The organism is Billgrantia gudaonensis, from assembly GCF_900100195.1.
Lineage (GTDB): Bacteria > Pseudomonadota > Gammaproteobacteria > Pseudomonadales > Halomonadaceae > Halomonas > Halomonas gudaonensis.
On record NZ_FNES01000007.1, the window covers coordinates 134,158 to 157,112 of the forward strand.

Here is a 22,955-nt window from a genome sequence, read left to right on the forward strand (position 1 = left end):
GAACAGGGATGCTGTGATGCGTGCACTGACCCATTGGGGCCTGGCCCTGTCGCTGCTACTGCTGACCGGCACTGTCCAGGCGGGGATGCCCGTCGTGGCGGTGGCATCCTCGCTGCAATTCGCGTTTCCCGAGCTGGTGGCGGCCTTTCACGACGAAACCGGGCTCGACGTACGCATCAATTACGGCGCATCGGGCAATTTCCGCCGCCAGATTGGCCAGGGGGCACCGTTCGAGCTGTTCCTGTCCGCCGATGAAGTCAGCATTCTGGCTCTCCATGAGGAGGGCTTCACGGAAGACGAGGGAGTCGTTTACGCCAAGGGTCGTCTGGCGTGGCTGCAACGTGTCGGACGGGGCGATCTGCCGGCCTCCGATGACCCGCTGGCAGCGGTCCGCCAGGCCATCGCACGCCACTCAGCCGGGGAGGGTCGCCCGCGCCTGGCACTGGCCAACCCCGAACATGCCCCCTACGGCATGGCGGCGCGCCAGGCTCTCGAGCACGCCGACCTGTGGGAAGCCAGTGCGCCGCTGCGCGTGATGGGCGAGAACGTCTCCCAAGCGGCACAGTTCGCGCTCTCCGACGACGCGCGCGGCGGTCTGGTGGCCTACTCGCTAGCCCTGGCACCGACCGTGGCGGAGCGCAGCGAGCATGTACTGATCCCCGCCGACTGGCATGCCCCGCTGGTCCAGCGCATGGCATTGATCGAGGGCGCCGGCGAGACGGCGCGAGCCTTCTACGCCTGGCTGCAGGAGCAGGAAGCGCAGGTGATTCTGGCCCGCTATGGATTCAGCGGGCCCGATGCAGAGGGCGATACGCACTGATGGATTGGACGGCACTTTCGGTCTCGCTGCGGCTGGCGGCATTCACCTGTCTCTTGCTGTTGCCGGTGGGGTTGCTGCTGGGGCGCTGGCTGGCGCGGGCCCGCTTCCATGCCAAACCGCTGTGTGAGGCCATCGTGGCCCTGCCCCTGGTGCTACCGCCCACCGTGCTCGGCTTCTACCTGATGATGAGCTTCGGTAGCGAAGCGCCGCTGGGAACGCTGTGGCAGCGTGTGACCGGAGAGGGACTCAACTTCACCTTCACCGGCATTCTGCTCGCCTCGCTGGTGGCCAACCTGCCGTTCGCCGTGCAGCCCGTGCAGCGCGCCTTCGAGTCGATTCCCCCCAACCTCCGCGAAGCGGCGTGGTGCAGCGGCCTTTCGCCCTGGCAGACCCTGTGGCGCATCGAGCTGCCGCTGGTGTGGCCGGGGGTGATCTCGGCGCTGGCGCTCACCTTTGCCCACACCCTGGGTGAGTTCGGTGTCATCCTGATGGTGGGGGGCGCCATCGACGGCGAAACGCGAACCCTGGCCATCGCCATCTATGACCGGGTGCAGGCTTTCGACGAAGCCGGAGCGGGGGCGATGTCTGCCATGCTGCTCACGGTCTCTTTCCTGACCATCGGCGTGGTCTACGGCCTGGCGGGCCGAAGGCGGTGGCGTCGTGGCTGAGCGGCTGACGGGAGGAGAGCGCCTGGCGGTCAGTGTTCGTCAGCCCGGACCGATACCGCTGGCGGCGGACTTCCACTGCGCGGCAGGAGAGCTTCTTGCGCTGGTGGGGCCTTCGGGCAGCGGCAAGACCACCCTGCTGCGTGCCATTGCCGGGCTCTACCGTCCCCTGAATGGCGTGATCGCCTGCAACGGCGAGCGATGGCTCGACACCGGCAGCGGCATCATGTGCCGTCCTCAGCAACGCCGCGTAGGCATCGTCTTTCAGGACTATGCGCTATTTCCCCACCTCACCGCGCGCGACAACGTGCGTCTCGCGCTGGGTCATCTCGAGCCGCAGACACGACCGGCACGTGCCGAACAGTGGCTGGCCCGGGTACGCCTCGATGGGCTCGCCGACCGCTATCCGGTCGAGCTGTCCGGCGGTCAACGCCAGCGCGTGGCCCTGGCGCGAGCCCTGGCACGCGAGCCGCAGGTGCTGCTGCTGGATGAGCCTTTCTCGGCGGTGGACCAAGTAACCCGGCGGCGCCTGCAGCGCGAACTGGCGCTGCTGCGCGAGGCAATCCGCATTCCCATCATACTGGTCACCCATGACCTGGATGAGGCAGTAATGCTGGCCGACCGGCTGTGCGTGCTGCACGGCGGCCGCACGTTGCAGGCCGGTGCCCCGGGGGAGTTGCTGCGCCATCCGGTGAGCCCGGAAGTGGCGCGGTTGCTCGACCGCCATAACGTCTTCGAGGGCGAGGTGGTCAGCGTTGCGGGGCAACGCTACCTACAGTGGGGCCCCTACCGGCTGGAGGTGGCCGAAGGACTCGAGGCACTGGCCGAAGGGAGCCGGATAGCCTGGTATCTTCCCGACTCCGATGTGGTGCTGCATCGGCGCGGTCGTCCCTCGCGCGGGGAGCGCGAGAACCCCGTGACCGGTCAGGTCATCGAAATGGTGGTTCTGGGTGGCATGACCTCCATCACCCTGGGCTTCGACCACGGCCGCGAGACGCTGCGTTTCGATATCGCCACCCATGCGGCGCGGCGCAACGGCCTGGCACGCGGTGAGCAGGCTACGGTATCGCTGCTCGCCGGCGGCATCCATCTGATGCCGGATGTCGACCCGACGATTGACGAGGAGCGGGCATGAGCGAAAGCGTCCAACGGCGCGGTGCCGGCCGCCGGTATTGGCCGGTTGCCGCTGTCTGGCTGATGGCGGTGGCCATGAGCGTGTCGGCCGCGTCGGTGACCTTCGAGCGCGTGCCGCTGGTCATCCATGCCGGCGCAACGCAGCACCGCCTGACGGTGGAGGTGGCACGCACCCCGGCCCAGCGCAGCCGTGGGCTGATGGCACGCGATTCGCTGGCCGATGATGCCGGCATGCTGTTCTCCTATGACCGGCTTCAGCCGCCTTGGGGCAGCTTCTGGATGTATCGCACGCGCATCGCGCTGGATATCGCCTTCCTCGACGCCGAGGGGCGCATCGCCGCCATCCACACCATGCAGCCCTGCGACTCCAGCGATCCCGGCGACTGCCCGAGCACTAGGGCTGGCGTCCCTTACCGGGCCGCGTTGGAGGTCAACGCCGGCTACTTTGCCGAACGCGGCATCGAAATCGGCGACTGCGTTGCCTGGGCCGGCCAGGACGACGGCTGCGCGGCCGAGCCAGTGCGTGACTGAAGGGGCGTTCACGCTCCGTCGTTCTCTGCGGTCGGTGGTTGCCGACGCCCTAGGCGCACCACGATCAGCGCCAGACCGGCGACCACCAGGGCGCCGCCGGTGAGCTTGTGCGGGTCGAGCGTTTCACCGAGCAGCAGTGCTCCGAGCAACACCGCGCCCACCGGCACCAGCAGGCTGAGCGGTGCCAGGCGGTTGACCGGATGACGGCGCAGCAGGCCATACCACAGGCCATAGGCAGCTATCGAAGACATCACAGCGGTATAGAAGACGGCACCCCAGCCCAGCCAACCGGCCTGGGCGAGGGCATCGAGCTGCCCCCGTTCGAACCACCAGGATCCCAGCGCTACCTGCGGAACGGCCAATAGCGCCACCCAGCCGGCCAGTGCCATCGGTGCCAACGGTGGCCCATGCTTGATCAGCAGCTGTGATACCGCCCAGCCCATGGCGCTAGTCAGTAGCAGCACCAGAGGCAGTGCCGAGGGCAGGCTGGGTCCGCCGGAGAGCACCGCCACCCCGCCGAAGGAGAGTGCCAGTCCTGCCACGCGGCGGACGTCCAGGCGTTCGCCGAGGAAAACCACGGCCAGCAAAGTGGCGAAGGGGGTGCCCATCTGCACAAGCAGGGCACCGGTTCCGGCTTCCGCCTGGCCCAGGCCGATGAACAACAGGGCAAAATGCAGCGTGCCGAAGGTCACCGAGAGCAGGGCCAGGAAGGGGAGTTGATGGCGGGCCACCGGGTGGAAGGGCACCAGCAGGGCGGCCACCAGCGCAAAGCGCAGGGTCGTGAGCATCAGCGGTGGCAGTTCCGTAACGCCGAGCTTGATGACGATGATGTTGAGGGCCCAGAGCGTGACGACCAACAGGCCCAGCAGCAGGTCGCGTGGTGGCACGTGACAGCCTTCCTTCCCCTGACATGGCGCCGTGAGGGTAGCAGGAAGGCCACCCTTCCGTCGCGATATCCGTTATCGGGCTATCATTCAACGCCGCGCTTCGTAGAATAGGGAGAGCCGCCTCGCTGCACCTTGCCGCGTCGAGCCAGGCTTCGAAAACCATAACGAGCGGTCGAATCGACCGCCCCTGCTGTCAAGGACACGTCATGATTGCGACACGCCGACTCACCCGAATCGCCGCCGCACTGGCCGGTGCCGCCGTGCTCACCACGGCACTCTCCGCCCAGGCGCGCGAACTCTCCGTTTCCACCGTGCTGCCCGATGCCTTTCCCTGGGGGCAGGCGGCCGAGAAGTGGGCCGAACTGGTCGAAGAGCGCACCGAGGGGCGTCTAACGCTGCGCGTCTACCCCAACTCCCAACTGGTCAACGGCGACCAGACCCGGGAATTCTCCGCCATGCGATCCGGGCTGATCGACGCGGCCGTGGGGTCGACCATCAACTGGTCGCCCCAGGTGCCACAGCTCAACCTCTTCTCGCTGCCCTTCTTCATGCCCGACGTAGAGGCCGTGGATGCCGTGACTGGCGGCGAAGCCGGCGAAATGGTCTTCGAGGCCATCGAGTCGCGTGGGGTGGTGCCGCTGGCCTGGGGTGAGAACGGTTTCCGCCAGCTCTCCAATTCCCAAGGGCCCATCGACGAGCCGGCCGATCTCGAGGGGTTGAAGATCCGCGTGGTGGGTTCGCCGCTGTTCCAGGACACCTTCACGGCGCTGGGCGCCGACCCCACTCAGATGAGCTGGGCCGACGCCAAGCCGGCGTTGACCACCGGCGCCGTGGACGGCCAGGAAAACCCGTTGTCGGTGTTCGACGTGGCGCGCATCGATCAGGTGGGCCAGGAGTACCTGACGCTGTGGAACTACATGAACGATCCACTGGTGTTTGCCGTCAACCAGCAGGTGTGGGACAGCCTCTCCGAGGAAGACCGCAGCGTGCTGCGCGAGACGGCCGTCGAGGCCGGTGAGTGGGAGATCGCCATGACTCGCGAGGAGGAGAGCGAACGCCTGGCCGCCATTCAGGAGCGTGGCGTGGAGGTCACGGAGCTCACCGAGGCGCAGCATCAGGCCTTCGTCGAGGCGACCGCCGACGTTCATGAGGAGTGGACCTCGCGCATCGGCGAGGAGCTCGTCGACACTGCCCGCGAGGCCATCGAGGCGCGCTGATCCCTCATGAAACCATCTCCCGATGCGCGCCCTGAGCGCTGGCTAGGCGCCCTGGCCCTGGTGGTCATTGCGCTGATCAGCCTGGGTAACGTGATCACCCGCTATCTCACCGGGGGCTCCTTCGCCTTTACCGAGGAGCTCTCGGTGTTCCTGCTGGTGGTGCTCACCTTTGCCGGTGCTGCCGTGGCACTGCGCCGCAATGGGCATATCCGCATTGGCTTGCTGGAACGCGCTCTGCCTGGTGCACCGCGGCGGGTGCTGATTCTCTTCCAGGGGCTGTGTGGCGTTGCGGTGCTGGGCCTGATCACCTGGTTCGGTGCTCGCATGGCGTGGCAGGAGTACCATTGGGAGTCGTTGTCGCCGGGATTGGGAGTGCCGCAGTGGTGGTATCTGGTGTGGCTGCCGCTGCTCTCGGCGGTGATGCTGGTGCGCCAGGTGCAGCAGACTCGCGACCGCCTGACGGGGAGGCTCGAGGATGAGCCCTGACCTGTGGATGCTGCTGGCCTTCGCCGGCCTGCTGATCGTTGGCGTGCCGGTGGCTTTCTCGCTGGCGCTGGCCGGGGTCGTGGGCATCCTCACCGGGCTGTCGCCGGCGATGCTCGCCACCCTGGGCACCAACACTTACAACAGCATTGCCAAGTATCCGTTGATCGCCATCCCGCTGTTCATCATGACCGGGCTGATCTTCGAGCGCGCGGGTGTCGCCGCGCGGCTGGTGCGCTTCGCCCAGGCGCTGATCGGCCCGCGACACGGGGGGCTCGCCCTGGTGGCGGTGCTGGTGTGCATGATCATGGGCGGCATGAGTGGCTCCGGGCCGGCGGATGCCGCCGCGGTGGCCATGGTGATGCTGCCCAGCATGACCAGGGCCGGTTATCCCCGGCCCTTCTCGGCGACGCTGATCGCTGCCTCGGCCTCCACTGCGATTCTGATTCCGCCCTCGGTGGCATTGATCCTCTACTCCATCGTGGTGCCGGGGGTCGACTTGCGGGCCTTGTTCGCTGCGGGGCTCTTTCCCGGCGTCTTGGCCGGCCTGGCGCTGCTGGTGCCGGCGTTGCTGGTGTCGAAGCGCTACGGATGGGAGGGCGGCACGCCGGTGGAGGGTGCCGAACGTCTCGAGGTAGGAGCGACCTTCAAGCAGGCATTGCCGGCGCTGTTCGCGCCGGTGCTGATACTCGGTGGGCTGCGCTCGGGGCTCTTCACGCCCACCGAAGCGGCGGTGGTGGCGGTGGCTTACGGGGCCCTGGTGGGGCTCTTCCTGACGCGAGAGATTACGCTGCGCGACCTATGGGAGTTGTTCGGCGAGGCGGCGGTGATCGCCGGGGTGGTGATGCTGATCATCACCCTGGCCGGTATCTTCGCCTGGGCCGGCACCATGCTCGGCACCTTCCGTCATCTGGCGGAGTGGATCATCGCTCTCACCGACAACGGTACCCTGCTGCTGGTGCTGATCATGCTGGCGGTGCTGGCCGCCGGGATGGTGCTCGATGCCATCTCCATCTACCTGATCATGATGCCGATCCTGGTTCCGGTGATGCAGCACTTCGCTTGGAACCCGGTGTGGTTCGGCATCTTGCTGGCGATGAACATTGCCATCGGGCAGTTCACACCGCCGGTGGCGGTCAACCTGATGGTGACCACCGAAGTGGCGAAGATTCGCCTCGAGCAGACTCTGGGCTGGGCGCTGCTCTTCGTGGTGGCCATGGCCTCGGCCTTGGCGGTGGTGGCTATCTTCCCGGAAATCGCTCTGTGGTTGCCCAGGGTGCTCGGCTATAACGTTTAGACTGGCTGCGGGCTGCGGCGCCCGCCGTCTTGAGCTCGAGGCCCGTAGCCCGTGGCTGTCAGGTTCTGGGCTTGAGACTTTCAAGGGTGTGTTGAAAGAGGTCGTGGCTGGCGGCGTCGAAGAGCACGAAGCGCACCCGTTCGACGTGCGGGCAGGTCGGTAGCGTCTGGACCACCGTGGCCAGCGCAATGCGTGCGGCTTCCGCAGCGGGATAGCCGAAGGCGCCGGCAGAAAGGGCCGGAAAGCCGAGGCGACGTATCTCATGGGTTTCGGCCAGTTCGAGGGCATGGCGGTAGCAGGCGGCCAGCAGTTCGTCGGCCGGTTCGTCGACACCGTAGACGGGCCCCAAGCAGTGGATCACGTAGCGGTTGGGTAGCTCGAAACCCTCGGTGAGTACCGCCTGGCCGGGCTTGATGGGAGCCAGAGGGCGGCAGGCACTATCGAGTGCCGGGCCAGCGGCACGATGCAGCGCGCCGGCTACGCCGCCGCCGGGGCGAAGTTCCGCATTGGCGGCATTGACCACGGCTTCCAGGTCCGGCTGATTGGCGATATCGCCTTGTCGGCATTCAATGCGCGCATTCAAGTTCGGCATGCGTCCTCCCCATTTTCCGGCAAGTCGCTGAATTCAGTGTGGTCATGCTCGGCTCACCCTTCAAGGTCGACCTTGCCGCGACAGGATGGCGCGCCCCTCTGGTGGTGATCTTCCCGTCCGGTATAATTGCTATTCCGTTATAAGCTAATTCTTTTTTGTTGCTTTGGGAGTGGTCGATGATTCCTGCGCGCTTCGCTCCGCTGCTCTTTTCCGTACTGATGTCGATCTACATGGTCACTCTGATGACCATGGTGATCACCTGGGTCAATACTGGCCTGGGAGAAGGGTTCCTGGGTCGCTGGTGGCGTGCTTTCTATATCGCCTGGCCGGTGGCCTTCGCGCTGATCTGGATCGGTGCACCACGCCTACAGCGGCTGGTCGGCAAGCTGGTTCGGCGGCAGGTTCAATGATCGTCGGCGAACGATTGGATTGTTGCAGTTGCTGTTGCTTTGCGTGACATTCGTTGCAAATCGCTGCAGAAGCTTGCAACTAGCCCGCCAAGCCAGTACCAATAGTCACCCCCGAAAAGACCACGGCTTATCGAGTGCTGATCCGGCGACTCGGTCGTGGGTGTCGTCATGCTGTCGGCGCCCCCGGCATGCCGTGTCAGTAGCTAGGAGGTGGCATGAACCAGCGTGTGAACATCGATCTTGGCGACCCGCACGCGGAGGCCTTCGAGGCCCGTCAGTTCAAGGTCTATACCCATCGCCAGCTCGACAAGATCGAGGCGATCCAGAACCTACCTGACGACCTGCGCTTCGACATGCGGGTGGTCAGCCAGGTGCTGCCGTTTCGCGTCAACGAATATGTGATCGACGAGCTGATCGATTGGGACAACATCCCCGGGGATCCGGTCTTCCAGCTCACCTTTCCGCAGCGTGGCATGCTGCGCCCCGAGCACTTCGACACGGTCGCTGACATGATGCGCCGCGAGGCGTCCGCGGCCGAGATGAAGCCGGTGATCGAGCGCATTCGCTCCGAGCTCAATCCTCATCCGGCTGGGCAGATGGACCTCAACCTGCCGTTGCTCGATGGCGAGCCGCTGTCCGGCATGCAGCACAAGTATCGCGAGACGGTGCTCTTCTTCCCCAGCCAGGGCCAGGTGTGTCACAGCTATTGCACCTTCTGCTTCCGCTGGGCGCAGTTCGTCGGCGACAAGGACCTCAAGTTCGCTTCCAATGAGGCCGACTCCCTGCACCGCTATCTCGCCGAGCACACCGAGGTCACCGACCTGCTGATGACCGGGGGCGACCCCATGGTGATGAAGGCCAAGCACCTGCGTCAGTACCTGGAGGGGCTGATGGCACCGGAGCTGGACCACGTCCAGGACATCCGCATTGGCACCAAGAGCCTGACCTTCTGGCCCTACCGCTTCGTCACCGACCCCGATGCCGAGGACATCCTCGCGCTGTTCCGCGAGCTGACCGCGGCCGGCAAGCACGTGGCTTTCATGGCGCACTTCAACCATTGGAAGGAGATGGACACCCCCATCTGCCGCGAGGCGATCCGCCGCATCCGCGCCACCGGGGCGGAGATCCGCACCCAGGCGCCACTGCTCAAACACATCAACGACGATGCCGATCAGTGGGCGAGGATGTGGACCACCCAGGTGCGCCTGGGAATGATCCCCTACTACATGTTCGTCGAGCGCGACACCGGCGCCCGCCACTACTTCGAGGTGCCGCTGGTGCGTGCCTGGGAGATCTACCGCAAGGCGATCAAGGCGGTGCCGGGGCTGGCGCGGACGGCGCGTGGGCCCTCAATGTCCGCCGATCCCGGCAAGGTGGAGATCCAGGGGGTCGCCGAGATCCACGGCGAGAAGGTCTTCGTGCTGCGTTTCATCCAGGGGCGCGACAACGACTGGGTGCAGCGGCCGTTCTTCGCCAAGTACGACGAAGCCGCCACCTGGCTCAACCACCTCGAACCGGCGCTGGGCGAGAGCGAGTTCTTCTATGAGGCCGAGTTCGCCGCCATGAAGGACGAGAAGCAGGCGCTGATCATGAAGGCGTCGTGAGCCGGTAGCGATGGCACGGTATTGGCGGGCTTTCCGTTGTGGGTCAGCGGGAAGCCCGCTTGCGTTGTGAGGCGAACTCTCTGAGCGACGCGCCAAAGGCGACCTAAAATTAACGCACACTAAACGCTTGGCACGGCTAGAATCAGGAGTGTTGAAAAATCCCTCATCAAGCAGGCGTTTTTTTCGCTAAAGTAGTCAGGAGCGGTGGAAGCCGTTGCCAGAAGGTATTCGGCTGAAGCCGGTTTCCACCGTCGACTCGTGCAATGTTTGATTGCCCAACGATACAAGAGGTGTGTTCATGAAACGCCACGCATTCACTGCGGCCGCTTTCTCCGGCGCTTTGCTGGGAGCTGCCATGGTCTCGGCCCCGGCCGTCGCCCAGGAAGAGAACTTCATCACCATTGGTACCGGTGGCCAGACCGGCGTCTATTACGTCGTCGGCCAGTCGGTCTGTCGCATGGTCAATCGCGGCAGCGACGACCACAACATTCGCTGCAACGCACCCTCGACCGGCGGTTCCGTGGCCAACGTCAACGGCATGAAGAGCGGCGAACTGGACATGGGTGTCGTACAGTCCGACGTGCAGTACCGTGCTTACCATGGCGAAGCCAATTTCGAGGACGACGGTGCCTGGGAAGACATGCGCGCCGTGTTCAAGATGCACGGTGAGCCGCTGACCGTAGTGGCGCGAGCCGATTCCGGGATCGAACACTTCTCCGACTTTCCCGACAAGCGCGTCAACATCGGCAACCCGGGGTCCGGTCAGCGCAACACCATGGAAGTGGTGATGGAGGCCATGGGCTGGGATGAGGACACCTTCGCCCTGGCTTCGGAGCTGGATGCTGCCGAACAGGCCGCAGCCCTGGCCGACAACAACGTCGACGCCATGGTCTACGTGGTTGGCCACCCCAACGGCTCCATCCAGGAGGCCACCACCACCGTCGAAGCCAATCTCATTCCGGTGACCGGGCCCGAGATCGACGAACTGATCGAGACCTATCCGTATTACAGCAAGTCGGTGATTCCCGGTGGGCTCTATCGGGGTAACGACGAGGACGTGGAAACCTTCGGCGTCTCGGCCACCTTCGTGACTCATGCCGGCATCGATGCGGACGTCGTCTACGAAACCGTCAAGGCGGTATTCGATAACTTCGATCGCTACAAGCGTCTGCACCCAGCCTTCGAGAACCTCGACCCCGAGGACATGATCTCCCAGGGCCTCACGGCACCGCTGCATGAAGGCGCCGAGCGCTACTATCGCGAGCAGGGCTGGATCGAGTGATGTCAGTGCAAGGTCGCTGACGGTCCTTGCCTACTGAGTTGGATGCGCGGACCCTGTGGAGGGTCCGCGCATCTGCTTGGTAGGGAAAGCGACATGTAAGGTTGCCGAGGCTGAGAGGCAGTCGGAAGCGGTCGTCCCAATGATAGTGCAGGATACAACCGATGACGGATGACAAAGAGGTTTTCCGCGGCCATGAGACCGACCTGGAGGATATGGTCGCCTCGAGCGATAGTGGGGCTCGCAAGCCCGCCGGGATCCCCGGCAAGCTACTGGTGAGCATTGCAGCGGTTTGGTCGCTCTTTCAGCTGTGGATCTCGTCGCCGCTGCCCTACATGGTAGGGTTCGGTGTCTTCAATGCCACCCAAGCACGCTCCATTCACCTGGCCTTTGCCATCTTTCTGGCCTTCATGGCCTACCCGGCGCTGAAGCGTTCGCCACGCAACCACATTCCCCTCCAGGATTGGGTGCTGGCGGCAGTGGGTGCCTTCTGCGCCGCTTATATGTTCATTTTCTACGATCAGCTTTCCCAACGCCCGGGGGCACCGATCACTCAGGATGTGATCGTCGGCGTGACGGGGATATTGGTACTGCTCGAGGCAACGCGGCGAGCACTGGGGCCGCCGCTGATGATCGTCGCCTCGGTATTCCTCGCCTACAGTCTGTTCGGTCGTTGGATGCCCGGGTTTCTCGCCCATGGCGGGGTGAGCCCCTATGGTCTGATCAACCACCAGTGGTTGACCACACAGGGGGTCTTCGGCATTGCCCTGGGGGTTTCGACCAGTTTCGTGTTTCTATTCGTGCTTTTTGGGGCCCTGCTCGACAAGGCGGGTGCCGGCAACTATTTCATCAAGGTCGCCTTCTCACTGCTCGGTCACTACAAGGGCGGACCGGCCAAGGCGGCCGTCGTGGCCTCGGGCATGACCGGGCTGATTTCCGGTTCGTCCATCGCCAATACGGTAACGACCGGCACCTTCACCATTCCGATGATGAAGCGCGTTGGCTTCTCTTCCGAGAAGGCCGGCGCCGTGGAGGTGGCATCATCCGTGAACGGACAGATCATGCCACCGGTCATGGGGGCTGCTGCTTTCCTGATGGTGGAGTACGTGGGCATTTCCTACGTGGAGGTGATCAAGCATGCCTTCCTGCCGGCACTGATCTCCTACATCGCTCTGATCTATATCGTTCACCTCGAGGCGCTCAAGGCCAACCTGCAGGGGCTCGAATCGAGCAATCCGGCGCGGCCGCTGCTCAACAAGGTGATCGGTTTCCTGGGTGGGCTACTACTGCTGATGGGGTTGGCACTAGGCGTCTACTACGGGCTGGGCTGGCTCAAGCCGCTGCTCGGCGACGCGACACCCTGGATAGTGGCCGTGGTTCTGACGGTCGTTTACGTGGGGCTGCTCAAGGTGGGATCGCACTACCCGGTGCTGGAACTCGACGATCCGACCTCGCCGGTCGTCAAGCTACCGCAGACCCGTCCCACCGTGATGGTTGGCCTGCACTACATTCTGCCGGTGGTCGTGCTGGTGTGGTGCCTGATGGTCGAGCGTCTCTCACCGGGACTCTCGGCCTTCTGGGCGACGATGTTCATGATCTTCATCATGATTACCCAGCGGCCGATCACGGCGCTGTTTCGCGGTCGCAGCCGGCCGGCCGAGGACGTCAGGGAAGGGTTCTTCGACCTGTGGAACGGCCTGGTGACCGGGGCTCGCAACATGATCGGCATCGGTATCGCCACTGCCACGGCGGGCATCGTGGTGGGGGCGGTTTCCCAGACCGGCGTGGGCCTGGTGCTCGCCGATCTGGTGGAAGTGCTCTCGATGGGCAATCTGATGCTGATTCTGCTGCTCACCGCGGTGCTCAGCCTGATCCTCGGCATGGGGTTGCCGACCACTGCCAACTACATCGTGGTTTCGGCGCTGATGGCCCCGGTGATCGTCACCCTGGGGCAGCAGAATGGACTGATCGTGCCGCTCATCGCCGTACACCTGTTCGTCTTCTACTTCGGCATCATGGCCGACGTCACGCCGCCGGTGGGGCTAGCGTCCTTCGCTGCAGCGGCCGTGTCCGGCGGCGATCCGCTGCGCACCGGCTTCCAGGCCTTCTACTACAGCCTTCGCACGGCGGCACTGCCTTTTCTCTTCATCTTCAACACCGACCTGCTGCTCATCGACGTGACCTTCCTGCAGGGGCTGTTGATCTTCGTGGTGGCGACCATCGCCATGTTGATCTTCGCGGCCGGCAGCCAGGGGTTCATGCTGACGCGCAGTCGCTGGTACGAGTCGCTCTTGCTGTTGCTGGTGGCTTTCACCCTGTTCCGCCCCGGCTTCTGGATGGATATCGTTCACGATCCCTATCGGTCGGTACCGCCCAGCGAATTCTCCGAGGCCCTGGGACAGGTGGATGAGGGCAGCAACCTGCGCGTGGAGATTCTCGATGAGAATGACTTCGGGGAAACCTTCACCCAGTTCCTGCTGATACCGGTGCCCGATGGCGATTCAGCCGGCGAGCGCATGGAGAATCTCGGCCTCGAGCTGCGTACCGAAGACGGCAATACCTACGTCGACAACGTGACGTTTGGCAGCCAGGCCGAGCAGATCGGGCTTGGGTCGGTCTTTTTCGATCAGCAGATTCTCTCCGTGATGGCGCCGGTGGATCGCTGGCCGAAGGAACTGATGTGGATTCCGGGCTTCCTCATATTTGGCCTGGTGGTGATGCTGCAGCGACGGCGCCGTGAGACACCGGGCTCGATGGCCGAAGCGGCGTGATGGAGGCGATGACCATGTATCACAAGATCGTATTGCCGGTGGATCTCAACGAAGAGAGCTCCTGGCACAAGGCGCTGCCCACCGCGATTACGCTGTGCCGTACCTTCGGTGCTTCGCTGCACGTGGTGACCGTGCTGCCGGATTTTCGCATGCCGCTGGTGGGCTCCTACTTTCCCAGCGGTTTTGCCAAGAAGGCGCATGAGGCGGTTTCCGAGGCGCAACATCAGTTCATTGCCGAGCACGTGCCGGACGACGTCCAGGTGCAGAGCGTGATCGTCGATGGCTCACCCTGGGAGTCGATCATCAAGGTTGCCAAGAAGATCGATGCCGACCTGATCGTCATGGCTTCTCACAACAAGCGCAAGTTCGCCGACTACGTGCTCGGCCCCAACGCCGAGCATGTGGTGCACCATTCCAAGATATCGGTGATGATCGTGCGCTGATGCTCATGGGCTGGCCATCCGTTGCGACGCCCGCGCCTACCGTTGGTGCGGGCGTCGTCGTATCCACGCTGCCTATCGGCAGGCTTGCTCCAGGTCAACTACAGTAGTGATGCATGAAGAGAACAAGACGTTGTCCGGCCGGCTGGCTGGAATGACGCTCTCCTTCGTCCCCTCCCAAGACGAAATACGGGGTATGCCAATGAACGCAACAACACGCTCCTCTCGGCAGTCTGCGGTTCCTACCGTGCGGATCACCATCAACCCGATCGGCATGGACAGGCCCCGCGCCTGGCTGGCGGCCGGCTTCGAGGATTTTCGGCAGGCCACGGCGGTGAGCCTGGCCTACGGTATGTTCTGGGTCGGGTTGAGCATTGCGGTCACCGTCGGCGCCATCACTCTCGACCTGTGGCACTGGTTGTTGCCCATGGTCGCCGGCTTCATGTTCGTGGGGCCGCTGGTGGCGGTGGGCTCGTACGGCATCAGCCGTGCGCTGGAGGCCAACCGTGCGCCTCACCTGGGCGATGCCTTCAACGCTTGGCGGCCCCATGCGGGCCAACTGGCGATGATGGGCGTGATGATGATGATCTTCTTCCTGGCGTGGATTCGTGTTGCCACACTGTTGTTTGCGCTCTTCTTCGGCTTCGAGGCGCCCGACCCGACCAATCTCTACGCAGCCTTGCTCACGTCTCCCGAAGGGTTGGGCATGATCGCCGTCGGCAGTGCCGTGGGTGCCGTACTGGCCTTCGGTGCCTTTGCGATCAGCGTGGTGGCCATCCCGACCCTGATGGACCAGGACCTCACCTTCATGGAAGGTATCGAAGCCAGCGTGCGCGCCGTGGCGCGCAATTTCCGGCCCATGCTGCTGTGGGCGACGATTCTCACCGGGTGCGTACTGGTGGGCGTGTTGACCTTCTACATCGGGCTGGCGCTCATCCTGCCGGTGCTGGGGCATGCCAGCTGGCACGCCTATGAGGATCTGGTGCGCTGCGAACCCGTGGACAACGCGACTGTCTGATGACGTTCGCGTCGGGCTGGGCTCTTACCAAGGCCCTGCCTGACCTTTTCCGGCCGATCGCGTACCCTTGGCGGCAGACTCCGTTAGCCACCGGAACTGCCGCCATGTTTCGAGAGTTTCCCCAGTGCCTGCGACGACTCGTGGGACCGGTATTGCTGTATGCCCTCTTACCTGCCGTGGCCATCGCGGCCGACCTGCCGCCCCCCGAAGGCGATGTTCTGCTGCGCGTGGAAGGCGATATCGCTCACCCCAACGTCGGGGATGAGCTGCACCTCGATCGCGAGCAGTTGATGCAGTTGCCCTCGCGGGTGATCGAGACGCGAATTCCCTGGGCGCAGGGGACGTTCCGGTTCGAAGGCCCCTTGCTGCGCGCCGTGCTGGCGGCGGCTGGCGCACGGGCCGAGCATGTCCGTGTGCGGGCGTTGAATGACTACGAAGCGGAAATTCCCGTGGCGGATTTCCATGACTACGATGTCATTCTCGCCTTGGAACGCAACGGCTCCCCCATCGCCGTGCGAGACTTCGGGCCCCTGCAGGTGCTGTATCCTTTCGACGAGCATCCGGAACTGCTCACCGAAAGCATCCGCTTTCGTTCGGTGTGGCACGTGGAGAGCATCCATGTGCCATGAGCCGTACTGACGTCGGGGCCAAGACGAGCCATGTTGCGTCATCCGTTGCGACTCAAGGCCGGCGCCATCGCGGTGCTGCTGTTTTTCACCGCCGCCCTGGTGGTGGTGGGGCTGGCGGCGTGGCGCCAGGAGGGCCTGCACCAGAGTGTCGGTGGGGATACGGCCTGGCATGCTTACAAGCTGGATCGCGACATCGTGGAGCTGCGCAGCGATCTGGCCCATGCCGACGGTGCGGCGCGCAACCTCGATGCGCTGCGCCTGCATTTCGAACTCATCTACAGCCGCGTCAATTTGCTGCAGCGCGGTGATGTGACGGCGCTCATCGAGCGGATTCCCTCGGCGCGCCGCCTGCTGCCGGCTCTCGTCGAGGCGTTGGACAGCGTGGAGGCCGAGCTGGATGCCATGGGTAGCCTGAGCGGCATCGAGCGGCGCAATCTCGGCGAGCGCCTCGAACCGCTGGGGGGCATGACCGAGCAGTTGATCATTGCCATCAATGGGCACCTGGCCGAGCAGGCGACCCGCGACCGGGAAGTGTTGCAGGGGCTCTATGCCCTGCTGTTGGCACTGATCCTGGCCATGAGTCTGGCCGGCCTGCTGGTGGTGGCTTTCCTGATCCGTGAGGCGCGCGACAACGCCACGGCCCGGCACTCCCTGGAGTCGCTCAGCCGCGAGCTTCAGGCCACCGCGCGCAGCGCCGAGTCGGCCAGTCGCGCCAAGTCCGAGTTCCTGGCCACGGTCAGCCACGAGATCCGCACACCGCTCAACGGTGTCATCGGCATGAGCGAGCTGCTGCTGGAACAGCCGCTGAGCGAACGTGCCAACGAATATGCGCGGACGCTGCGTGCCAGCGGACAGCGCCTGCTGGAGATGATCAACGACATACTCGATTTCTCCAAGATCGAGTCGGGACGGCTGGAGCTGGAGTATCAGGCGGTGGATTTGCCAGCCCTGATCGAGGAGTCGCGCCAGCTTTTCGCGCCGCGCGCCGAAACCAAGGGAGTCGCCCTGGTCACCCGCCTGGGCCGGGAGCTGCCACCTGCCGTCATGGGCGATCCAGCCCGCCTTCGCCAGGTGATTCTCAATCTGCTGGCCAATGCCATCAAGTTCACCGAGCAGGGAGAAGTCCGCGTCGAGGCGGGAGTGGCAGAGGATGGGCAACTGAGCCTGGCGGTGAGCGATACCGGCCCGGGCATTGCGTCCGGCCAGCAGGAGCGCCTCTTCGAACCCTTCCGGCAGGGGGATGCCTCTACCGCGCGCCGCTATGGGGGTACGGGGCTGGGACTGGCGATCTGCCGTCGCCTGGTGGCGGCCATGGGCGGCGACATCGGCGTCGATAGCCGTCCCGGGGAGGGCAGTCGTTTCTGGGTTCGTCTGCCGCTGGAAGCTGCCGCTCTCCCTCGCAGCACAGCCGTGGTCGGCACGGCGTCGCCGGTCTTTGCGGGGCAGGTGCTGGTGGTCGAGGACAATCCCGTCAATCAGCAGGTCGCCCAGGCGCTGCTCGAACATCTCAGTTGCCAGGTAACGCTGGCCGAAAGCGGCCCCGAGGCACTGGCGTTGACCGACAGACAGCGTTTCGCGGTGATCTTCATGGACGTACAGATGCCGGGCATGGATGGCCTGGCCGTCACCCAGCGCCTGCGCGCGGCCGGCGGCTGGCGCGCCGAGGTTCCCATCGTGGCAATGACGGCGGGAGGGCCTGGGGCCGATGCAGCGAGTTGTCTGGCTGCCGGAATGACCGACTACCTGGGCAAACCGCTCGTTCGCCGGGAGCTGGAGGCTTGTCTGGCACGCAGGTTGCCGGTTACCACGGCAGCGAGCGCCGATGCCGCACCGGCTCCGTGCGTTGCGGCAGGCGAGCCGGAGCTCGACGTATCCGTTCTGGAGGCGCTGGGAGAGGCGCTGGGCGAAGCGCAGTTGGCTTCGTTGATCGTCACCCACTGCCGCGAGCTGCAACGTCACGGTGCGACCCTGCATGACGCCGCAGCCATAGGTGACATGGCGGCATTGGGCGATGTGGCGCATCGCCTCAAGGGCGAATCGGTAAGCCTCGGTGTGCAACGCCTGTCGGCGTGTGCGCGACGCCTGGAAGCGAGTGCCCGGGCGGGGCAGCATGACCGCGCCATGCAGCGTGTGCGTGAGCTCGAGGCGGCCCTGCCCATGGCTCTCGATGCCCTGGAGCGCTGGCTTGCGGCTCGCCGGGCCCGTTCGCCATCGCCATGACTTGCCCTAAAGCCGCGTTGTGGCTGCCATGTCGAGGCGCCTACACTGCCAGGGATCATGCAGCCATCGGAAAGCGCCATGCCATCGTCCGTCGTCGATGAGATCGAAGCGACATCCGTGCGGCAGCAGCCGCTGCGCACGGCCAGCAGCCATTGCCGGGAGCCGGCAGGCGCCGCTGCCGAGCTGGCGCGGTCCTTGTATCACGCCGACCTGGGGTTCGTGCTCTTCTTCTGCAGTGCCGAGTATCCGTTGGCCGAGCTGGGCGAGGCCCTGGAAGCGGCCTTTGCCGGCGTCACCGTCTCGGGCTGCACCACCGCCGGGGAGATCACTCCGGCCGGCTACTGCCGTGGCTGCGTAGTGGCCATCGGGTTCGACCGGCGTGCTTTCGCCGTCGCTCAGGCGCTGATCGACGACCTGGAAGGCTTCGATCTGCTGCAGGCTCAGCGTCTCACCGGCGAGCTGCTGGCCGCCTGTCGGCGTGTCGCGCGGGATGGCGAAGGCGGCAACCGTTTCGTTCTGACCCTGCTCGATGGTCTTTCCAGCAGCGAGGAGCAGGTGCTGGCCACCCTCGATGCGGCCCTGGGGGCGATTCCCAGCTTCGGCGGCAGCGCCGGCGACGACAACCGCCTGGCCCACACCCACGTCTACAGTGGCGGACGCTTTCACAGCGAGGCCGCCGTGGTGGTGATGGTCGAGACGCGTCTGCCCTTCGAGGTGTTCACCACCCACCATCTGCGTCCGCGCGACACCAAGCTGGTGGTGACCCGAGTCGACCGCGACCGCCGCCGTGTTCTGGAACTCAATGCCGCCCCCGCCGCCGAGGAGTATGCCCGCCTGGTGGGGTTGCCGGTGGCGGAGCTGACACCGGCCGTGTTCGCTCGCCACCCCTTGGCCGTGCGCCTCGGCGAAGCGCACTACGTGCGCTCCATTCAGTGCGTCAATGCCGATGGCAGCCTGAGCTTCTACTGTGCGGTGGAGAACGGCATCGTGCTCACCGCCATGCAGCCTGAGCCGCTGCTCGACGACCTGCGCGACGTGCTGGCCGGGCTGCACGAGCGGCTCGGCGAGCCGGCGCTGATCATCGGCTGCGACTGCTTTCTGCGTCGGCTCGAACTGGAGTCCCTCGGCCAGGTGGCTCAGGCCTCGCGGCTGCTGGGCCGTGAGGGCGTCATCGGCTTCAATACCTACGGGGAACAGCACCATGGCCGACACGTCAACCAGACCTTCACCGGCGTTGCCATTGGATCTCGCCCGCGAGACTGAATGGCCTGCCGATCCAACGGCTCGCGAAGACGCGCTGCGTGAGGAGAACGCCCGTCTGCGGCGCATCTGCCAGGCGCTGATGGAGCGGGTCGAGGCCGGCGGCATGGGCGGCGGTGCGCCCTACGCCGCCTTCGAGCACTCCGTGCTGCTGGCCGAACAGGTGCGCGAGCGCACCGAACAGCTGCAGCACACTCTGGATGCGCTGCATCGGGCCAAGTCCGAGGCGGAGGCGGCCAATCTGTCCAAGACCAAGTTCCTCGCGGCGGTGAGCCACGATCTGCTGCAACCACTCAATGCGGCACGCCTGTTCGCCAGCGCGCTCGACGATCAGCGGCTGCCCGAGCCGTCACGGCGCCTGGTCGGCCAGATCGGTCGTTCGCTCAAGGACGTCGAAGCGCTGCTCGGTACCCTGGTGGATATCTCACGGCTCGATGCCGGCGTGCTCGCGCCCGATGTGGCCACCTTTCGGGTGGGCGAACTACTGGATGCGCTGGCCGAAGAGTACCGGCAGATGGCGGCGGCGCGTGGGCTCGCGTTGCACTACGTGGCCAGCAGCGTTGTGGTCGAGTCCGACCTGGCGCTGCTGGCCCGGGTGGTGCGCAATTTTCTCAGCAATTCCATCCGCTATACCGAACGGGGGCGGGTGCTGCTCGGTTGTCGGCGCCGGCCCGACGGGCTGGAGATCGTGGTGGGCGATACCGGTCCCGGCATCGAGCCGGCCCAGCGCGAAGCGATCTTCCAGGAGTTCCGCCGTGTCGGTCCGCGCCGCGAACAGGATCGGGGCCTGGGGCTGGGGCTGGCCATCGTCGATCGTATCAGCGGCATGCTCGGCCATCCGCTGGCGCTGGCCTCACAGCCGGGGCACGGTGCCTGCTTCTCTGTGCGGGTGCCATACGGTTCGCCTGCAGCACTGACGGCTCGCCGTCAGGCCGACGAGGCAGACCCGGCGTCTCACGCCTTGGCCGGTGCGCGCATCTGGGTGATCGACGATGACCCAGACGTGGGCGACGGCATGCGGGCGCTGCTCGAGGGGTGGGGGTGCCGCGTGGTCACCGCCCGCTCGCTTTCCGAACTCGAGGCGGAGATCGGTGCGGCGCCGGCGGATGTGTTGCTGGTCGACTACCATCTCGGTTCGGCCATGGGCGACGGGCTGGCCATTGCTGCCGAACTGCAGCGCCGCCAGTCTCAGCTGGCTGTGGTGGTGGTGACCGCCAATCACGACGCCGGGGTCACGGCCGAGGCGCGGCGGCGCGGCTACGACTGCCTGCTCAAGCCGGTCAAGCCGCTGCGTTTGCGCATGCTGCTGACCAGCCTGCTCGCTCAGCGCTGACGGCGGGCAGCGATCTGCTCGGCCAGGTCGATCTCGCCGGCCACCAGGATGGCCTGTACGCGGCTCGCCACCTCCAGCTTGCGCAGGATGGCCGATACGTGCGTCTTCACGGTGGTTTCGGCGATGTCCAGGGCCAGGGCGATGCGCTTGTTGGATTCGCCGCGGGTCATGCGTTCGAGCACTTCGAGCTGCTTGTCGGTGAGACGGCCGAGGCGGGCATTCAGCGTAGCATCAGGAGTGGAGCCCGGCGTCGGCGTGGCGGCCTCACGGGGGCGGCGCATGATGTCCGGCGGCAGGTAGACCTGACCTTCCAGAATGCGCTGCAAGGCGGCCAGCAGGGCCTCGCGCGGCGTGGACTTGGGGATGTAGCCCACCGCGCCCAGATCGATGGCTTCCAGTACCACGCGGCGATCCTGCTCGGCCGAAACGATGGCCACCGGCAGACGCGGCAGGGCCTGCCGCAGGCGGGCGAGCCCCGCCAGCCCGTCGGCATCGGGGAGCCCCAGGTCGAGCAGCAGCAGATCCAGCTCTTCGGCATGCCGCTCGGCCTGGTGCAAGGTGCTTTCCAGGCTGTCGGTTTCCAGCATTCGGCTGCCGGGAAGCCCCGCATCGATCACGGCGGCAATGGCCTCGCGGAACAGCGGATGGTCATCGGCGACCATCAAGGTAGGCATGGTGAATCTCCCTGTCGTCTCCTACCAAGGGACGAGCCGCTCTCCTGCCACGGCAGGATGGCGCTGCCCCTCCGGTTCGCCAAGACTGGGTAGTGCACCAATACAACCACAACAGCTGGAGACACGCCATGATCTATGCCAACCCCGGCCAGTCCGGTGCCGTTGCGCGCTTCGATGAACGTTACGGCAACTACATCGGCGGTGAGTTCGTCGCGCCGGTCAAGGGCCAGTATTTCGACAACGTCAGTCCGGTCAACGGCGAAGTGTTCTGTCAGATTCCGCGCTCCACCGCGGAGGATGTCGACAAGGCACTCGATGCCGCCCACGCCGCCGCCCCGGCCTGGGGCAAGACCTCGGCCGCCGAACGCTCGAACATCCTGCTCAAGATCGCCGAGCGCATCGAGCAGAATCTGGAAATGCTCGCCGTGGCCGAAACCTGGGACAACGGCAAGGCAGTGCGCGAGACGCTCAACGCCGACCTCCCGCTCGCCGTGGACCACTTCCGCTATTTCGCCGGCTGCATCCGCGCCCAGGAGGGCACGGCGGCCGATATCGACGCCAACACCGTGGCCTATCACTTCCACGAGCCGCTGGGCGTGGTGGGGCAGATCATTCCCTGGAACTTCCCGCTGCTGATGGCCACCTGGAAGCTCGCCCCGGCGTTGGCCGCCGGCAACTGCGTGGTGCTCAAGCCCGCCGAGCAGACCCCGGCCTCGATCCTGGAGCTGATGAAGCTGGTCGGCGACCTGCTGCCGCCGGGGGTGGTCAACGTGGTCAACGGCTACGGTGCCGAGGCCGGCCAGGCACTGGCTTCCAGCCAGCGCATCGCCAAGATCGCCTTCACCGGTTCCACCCCGGTGGGCGCCCACATTCTCAAGTGCGCCGCCGACAACATCATCCCGTCCACCGTGGAGTTGGGCGGCAAGTCGCCCAACATCTATTTCGCCGACATCATGAATGCCGAGCCGGAGTTCATCGACAAGGCGGCCGAAGGCCTGGTGCTGGCCTTCTTCAACCAGGGCGAGGTGTGCACCTGCCCGTCCCGGGCATTGATCCAGGAATCCATGTACGACGCCTTCATGGCCAAGGTCATGGAGAAAGTGGGGCAGATCCAGCGCGGCAACCCGCTGGACACAGACGTCCAGGTGGGCGCCCAGGCCTCCCAGGAGCAGTTCGACAAGATCATGTCCTACATGGAGATCGCCAGGAAGGAAGGCGCCGAGTTCCTCACCGGCGGCGACAAGGCGAGCTTCGATCCGGCCTATGACAAGGGCTACTACATCGAGCCGACCCTGCTCAAGGGGCACAACCAGATGCGCGTCTTCCAGGAGGAGATCTTCGGCCCGGTGGTGGCGGTGACCACCTTCAAGGACGAGGCCGAGGCGTTGGCCATCGCCAACGACACCGAGTTCGGCCTCGGCGCCGGTGTCTGGAGTCGCGACATCAACGTCGCCTTCCGCATGGGCCGTGGTATCCAGGCCGGTCGGGTGTGGACCAACTGCTACCACCAGTATCCGGCGCATGCCGCCTTCGGCGGCTACAAGAAGTCCGGGGTGGGTCGCGAGACCCACAAGGTGGCGCTCGAGCACTACCAGCAGACCAAGAACCTGCTGGTGAGCTACGACACCAACCCCATGGGCTTCTTCTAAGCCAGCGTTCAGCCGCCCCTGCCCCGGCACGGGCGGCTTCCT

The 22,955-nt window shown here is 65.2% G+C and carries 21 protein-coding genes; 18 read left to right on the plus strand and 3 right to left on the minus strand.

Annotated features, from left to right (window positions below):
* Window positions 1-16: 16 nt before the first annotated feature.
* From modA to BLP96_RS10245, 4 genes are read left to right on the plus strand one after another with little or no spacing between them, the layout of a single operon-like run.
* Window positions 17-820, plus strand: coding sequence for a molybdate ABC transporter substrate-binding protein (modA, locus tag BLP96_RS10230; RefSeq protein ID WP_089685777.1), 804 nt, complete (start codon window positions 17-19; stop codon window positions 818-820).
* Window positions 820-1,488 (plus strand): molybdate ABC transporter permease subunit, encoded by a 669-nt coding sequence (modB, locus tag BLP96_RS10235; protein ID WP_089685780.1) that lies wholly within the window; start codon window positions 820-822, stop codon window positions 1,486-1,488. The genes modA and modB overlap by 1 nt, the downstream gene beginning before the upstream one ends.
* Window positions 1,481-2,620 (plus strand): ABC transporter ATP-binding protein, encoded by a 1,140-nt coding sequence (locus tag BLP96_RS10240; protein WP_245682221.1) that lies wholly within the window; start codon window positions 1,481-1,483, stop codon window positions 2,618-2,620. The genes modB and BLP96_RS10240 overlap by 8 nt, the downstream gene beginning before the upstream one ends.
* Entirely contained in the window at window positions 2,617-3,150 is a 534-nt protein-coding gene (locus BLP96_RS10245) for a DUF192 domain-containing protein (RefSeq protein ID WP_176761505.1), read from the plus strand. Before BLP96_RS10240 ends, BLP96_RS10245 begins: the two co-directional genes overlap by 4 nt.
* A gap of 8 nt (window positions 3,151-3,158) precedes the next feature.
* On the opposite strand, the gene BLP96_RS10250 is transcribed toward BLP96_RS10245, so the two are convergent.
* Entirely contained in the window at window positions 3,159-4,037 is an 879-nt protein-coding gene (locus tag BLP96_RS10250) for a DMT family transporter (protein WP_089685782.1), read from the minus strand.
* Between the two features lie 206 nt (window positions 4,038-4,243).
* Between BLP96_RS10250 and BLP96_RS10255 the strand changes: the two genes are divergently transcribed.
* Genes BLP96_RS10255 through BLP96_RS10265 form a run of 3 tightly spaced genes read left to right on the plus strand, consistent with a single transcriptional unit; the run spans window position 4,244 to window position 7,034 of the window.
* The gene (locus tag BLP96_RS10255; protein ID WP_089685784.1) at window positions 4,244-5,254 is read left to right on the plus strand and encodes a DctP family TRAP transporter solute-binding subunit; all 1,011 of its coding nucleotides are present in this window, start codon (window positions 4,244-4,246) and stop codon (window positions 5,252-5,254) included.
* Between the two features lie 6 nt (window positions 5,255-5,260).
* A complete protein-coding gene (locus BLP96_RS10260; RefSeq protein ID WP_089685786.1) occupies window positions 5,261-5,740 on the plus strand; it encodes a TRAP transporter small permease in 480 nt (159 codons plus the stop codon).
* On the plus strand, window positions 5,730-7,034 hold the full coding sequence (locus BLP96_RS10265; RefSeq protein ID WP_089685788.1) for a TRAP transporter large permease: 1,305 nt from the start codon (window positions 5,730-5,732) through the stop codon (window positions 7,032-7,034). Before BLP96_RS10260 ends, BLP96_RS10265 begins: the two co-directional genes overlap by 11 nt.
* Before the next feature lie 58 nt (window positions 7,035-7,092).
* Here the strand turns inward: BLP96_RS10265 and BLP96_RS10270 are convergent, their stop codons facing one another.
* Window positions 7,093-7,626 (minus strand): macro domain-containing protein, encoded by a 534-nt coding sequence (locus BLP96_RS10270; RefSeq protein ID WP_089685790.1) that lies wholly within the window; start codon window positions 7,624-7,626, stop codon window positions 7,093-7,095.
* Window positions 7,627-7,802: 176 nt separating this feature from the next.
* Here BLP96_RS10270 and BLP96_RS10275 point away from each other — a divergent pair, with 176 nt between their 5' ends.
* From BLP96_RS10275 to BLP96_RS10320, 10 genes are all read left to right on the plus strand, one after another.
* Window positions 7,803-8,036 (plus strand): DUF2798 domain-containing protein, encoded by a 234-nt coding sequence (locus tag BLP96_RS10275; RefSeq protein WP_089685792.1) that lies wholly within the window; start codon window positions 7,803-7,805, stop codon window positions 8,034-8,036.
* A gap of 215 nt (window positions 8,037-8,251) precedes the next feature.
* Window positions 8,252-9,640 carry a KamA family radical SAM protein gene (locus BLP96_RS10280; protein ID WP_089685794.1) on the plus strand — a complete coding sequence of 463 codons (1,389 nt, stop codon included), beginning with the start codon at window positions 8,252-8,254 and terminating at the stop codon, window positions 9,638-9,640.
* Window positions 9,641-9,938: 298 nt separating this feature from the next.
* A complete protein-coding gene (locus BLP96_RS10285) occupies window positions 9,939-10,922 on the plus strand; it encodes a TAXI family TRAP transporter solute-binding subunit (protein WP_089685796.1) in 984 nt (327 codons plus the stop codon).
* Window positions 10,923-11,083: 161 nt separating this feature from the next.
* Window positions 11,084-13,690 (plus strand): TRAP transporter permease, encoded by a 2,607-nt coding sequence (locus tag BLP96_RS10290; RefSeq protein ID WP_089685798.1) that lies wholly within the window; start codon window positions 11,084-11,086, stop codon window positions 13,688-13,690.
* Between the two features lie 14 nt (window positions 13,691-13,704).
* Window positions 13,705-14,133, plus strand: a complete 429-nt coding sequence (locus tag BLP96_RS10295) for a universal stress protein (protein ID WP_089685914.1) — start codon at window positions 13,705-13,707, stop codon at window positions 14,131-14,133.
* A gap of 199 nt (window positions 14,134-14,332) precedes the next feature.
* The gene (locus BLP96_RS10300) at window positions 14,333-15,148 is read left to right on the plus strand and encodes a DUF2189 domain-containing protein (RefSeq protein WP_089685800.1); all 816 of its coding nucleotides are present in this window, start codon (window positions 14,333-14,335) and stop codon (window positions 15,146-15,148) included.
* A gap of 104 nt (window positions 15,149-15,252) precedes the next feature.
* Entirely contained in the window at window positions 15,253-15,777 is a 525-nt protein-coding gene (locus tag BLP96_RS10305; RefSeq protein WP_089685802.1) for a putative pterin-binding protein, read from the plus strand.
* Between the two features lie 30 nt (window positions 15,778-15,807).
* Entirely contained in the window at window positions 15,808-17,997 is a 2,190-nt protein-coding gene (locus tag BLP96_RS10310; protein WP_089685804.1) for an ATP-binding protein, read from the plus strand.
* A 78-nt stretch (window positions 17,998-18,075) separates the two neighbouring features.
* A complete protein-coding gene (gene nosP, locus BLP96_RS10315) occupies window positions 18,076-19,260 on the plus strand; it encodes a nitric oxide-sensing protein NosP (protein WP_089685806.1) in 1,185 nt (394 codons plus the stop codon).
* Window positions 19,199-20,590 carry an ATP-binding response regulator gene (locus BLP96_RS10320; RefSeq protein WP_089685808.1) on the plus strand — a complete coding sequence of 464 codons (1,392 nt, stop codon included), beginning with the start codon at window positions 19,199-19,201 and terminating at the stop codon, window positions 20,588-20,590. Before nosP ends, BLP96_RS10320 begins: the two co-directional genes overlap by 62 nt.
* Here BLP96_RS10320 and BLP96_RS10325 read toward each other — a convergent pair.
* The gene (locus BLP96_RS10325) at window positions 20,581-21,264 is read right to left on the minus strand and encodes a response regulator transcription factor (protein WP_089685810.1); all 684 of its coding nucleotides are present in this window, start codon (window positions 21,262-21,264) and stop codon (window positions 20,581-20,583) included. The genes BLP96_RS10320 and BLP96_RS10325 overlap by 10 nt on opposite strands.
* Window positions 21,265-21,392: 128 nt before the next feature.
* Between BLP96_RS10325 and exaC the strand changes: the two genes are divergently transcribed.
* The gene (exaC, locus tag BLP96_RS10330) at window positions 21,393-22,913 is read left to right on the plus strand and encodes an acetaldehyde dehydrogenase ExaC (RefSeq protein WP_089685812.1); all 1,521 of its coding nucleotides are present in this window, start codon (window positions 21,393-21,395) and stop codon (window positions 22,911-22,913) included.
* Window positions 22,914-22,955: the final 42 nt, after the last annotated feature.

What these genes read in the sequence shown, in the direction of transcription:
- BLP96_RS10325 (WP_089685810.1), bottom strand. Translation starts at nt 21,264, where the DNA reads ATGCCTACCTTGATGGTCGCCGATGACCATCCGCTGTTCCGCGAGGCC.
- nosP (WP_089685806.1), top strand. Translation starts at nt 18,076, where the DNA reads ATGCCATCGTCCGTCGTCGATGAGATCGAAGCGACATCCGTGCGGCAG.
- BLP96_RS10290 (WP_089685798.1), top strand. Translation starts at nt 11,084, where the DNA reads ATGACGGATGACAAAGAGGTTTTCCGCGGCCATGAGACCGACCTGGAG.
- BLP96_RS10260 (WP_089685786.1), top strand. Translation starts at nt 5,261, where the DNA reads ATGAAACCATCTCCCGATGCGCGCCCTGAGCGCTGGCTAGGCGCCCTG.
- BLP96_RS10305 (WP_089685802.1), top strand. Translation starts at nt 15,253, where the DNA reads ATGTTTCGAGAGTTTCCCCAGTGCCTGCGACGACTCGTGGGACCGGTA.
- BLP96_RS10270 (WP_089685790.1), bottom strand. Translation starts at nt 7,626, where the DNA reads ATGCCGAACTTGAATGCGCGCATTGAATGCCGACAAGGCGATATCGCC.
- BLP96_RS10295 (WP_089685914.1), top strand. Translation starts at nt 13,705, where the DNA reads ATGTATCACAAGATCGTATTGCCGGTGGATCTCAACGAAGAGAGCTCC.
- BLP96_RS10310 (WP_089685804.1), top strand. Translation starts at nt 15,808, where the DNA reads ATGTTGCGTCATCCGTTGCGACTCAAGGCCGGCGCCATCGCGGTGCTG.
- exaC (WP_089685812.1), top strand. Translation starts at nt 21,393, where the DNA reads ATGATCTATGCCAACCCCGGCCAGTCCGGTGCCGTTGCGCGCTTCGAT.
- BLP96_RS10255 (WP_089685784.1), top strand. Translation starts at nt 4,244, where the DNA reads ATGATTGCGACACGCCGACTCACCCGAATCGCCGCCGCACTGGCCGGT.
- modA (WP_089685777.1), top strand. Translation starts at nt 17, where the DNA reads ATGCGTGCACTGACCCATTGGGGCCTGGCCCTGTCGCTGCTACTGCTG.
- BLP96_RS10285 (WP_089685796.1), top strand. Translation starts at nt 9,939, where the DNA reads ATGAAACGCCACGCATTCACTGCGGCCGCTTTCTCCGGCGCTTTGCTG.
- modB (WP_089685780.1), top strand. Translation starts at nt 820, where the DNA reads ATGGATTGGACGGCACTTTCGGTCTCGCTGCGGCTGGCGGCATTCACC.
- BLP96_RS10265 (WP_089685788.1), top strand. Translation starts at nt 5,730, where the DNA reads ATGAGCCCTGACCTGTGGATGCTGCTGGCCTTCGCCGGCCTGCTGATC.
- BLP96_RS10300 (WP_089685800.1), top strand. Translation starts at nt 14,333, where the DNA reads ATGAACGCAACAACACGCTCCTCTCGGCAGTCTGCGGTTCCTACCGTG.
- BLP96_RS10320 (WP_089685808.1), top strand. Translation starts at nt 19,199, where the DNA reads ATGGCCGACACGTCAACCAGACCTTCACCGGCGTTGCCATTGGATCTC.
- BLP96_RS10275 (WP_089685792.1), top strand. Translation starts at nt 7,803, where the DNA reads ATGATTCCTGCGCGCTTCGCTCCGCTGCTCTTTTCCGTACTGATGTCG.
- BLP96_RS10280 (WP_089685794.1), top strand. Translation starts at nt 8,252, where the DNA reads ATGAACCAGCGTGTGAACATCGATCTTGGCGACCCGCACGCGGAGGCC.
- BLP96_RS10245 (WP_176761505.1), top strand. Translation starts at nt 2,617, where the DNA reads ATGAGCGAAAGCGTCCAACGGCGCGGTGCCGGCCGCCGGTATTGGCCG.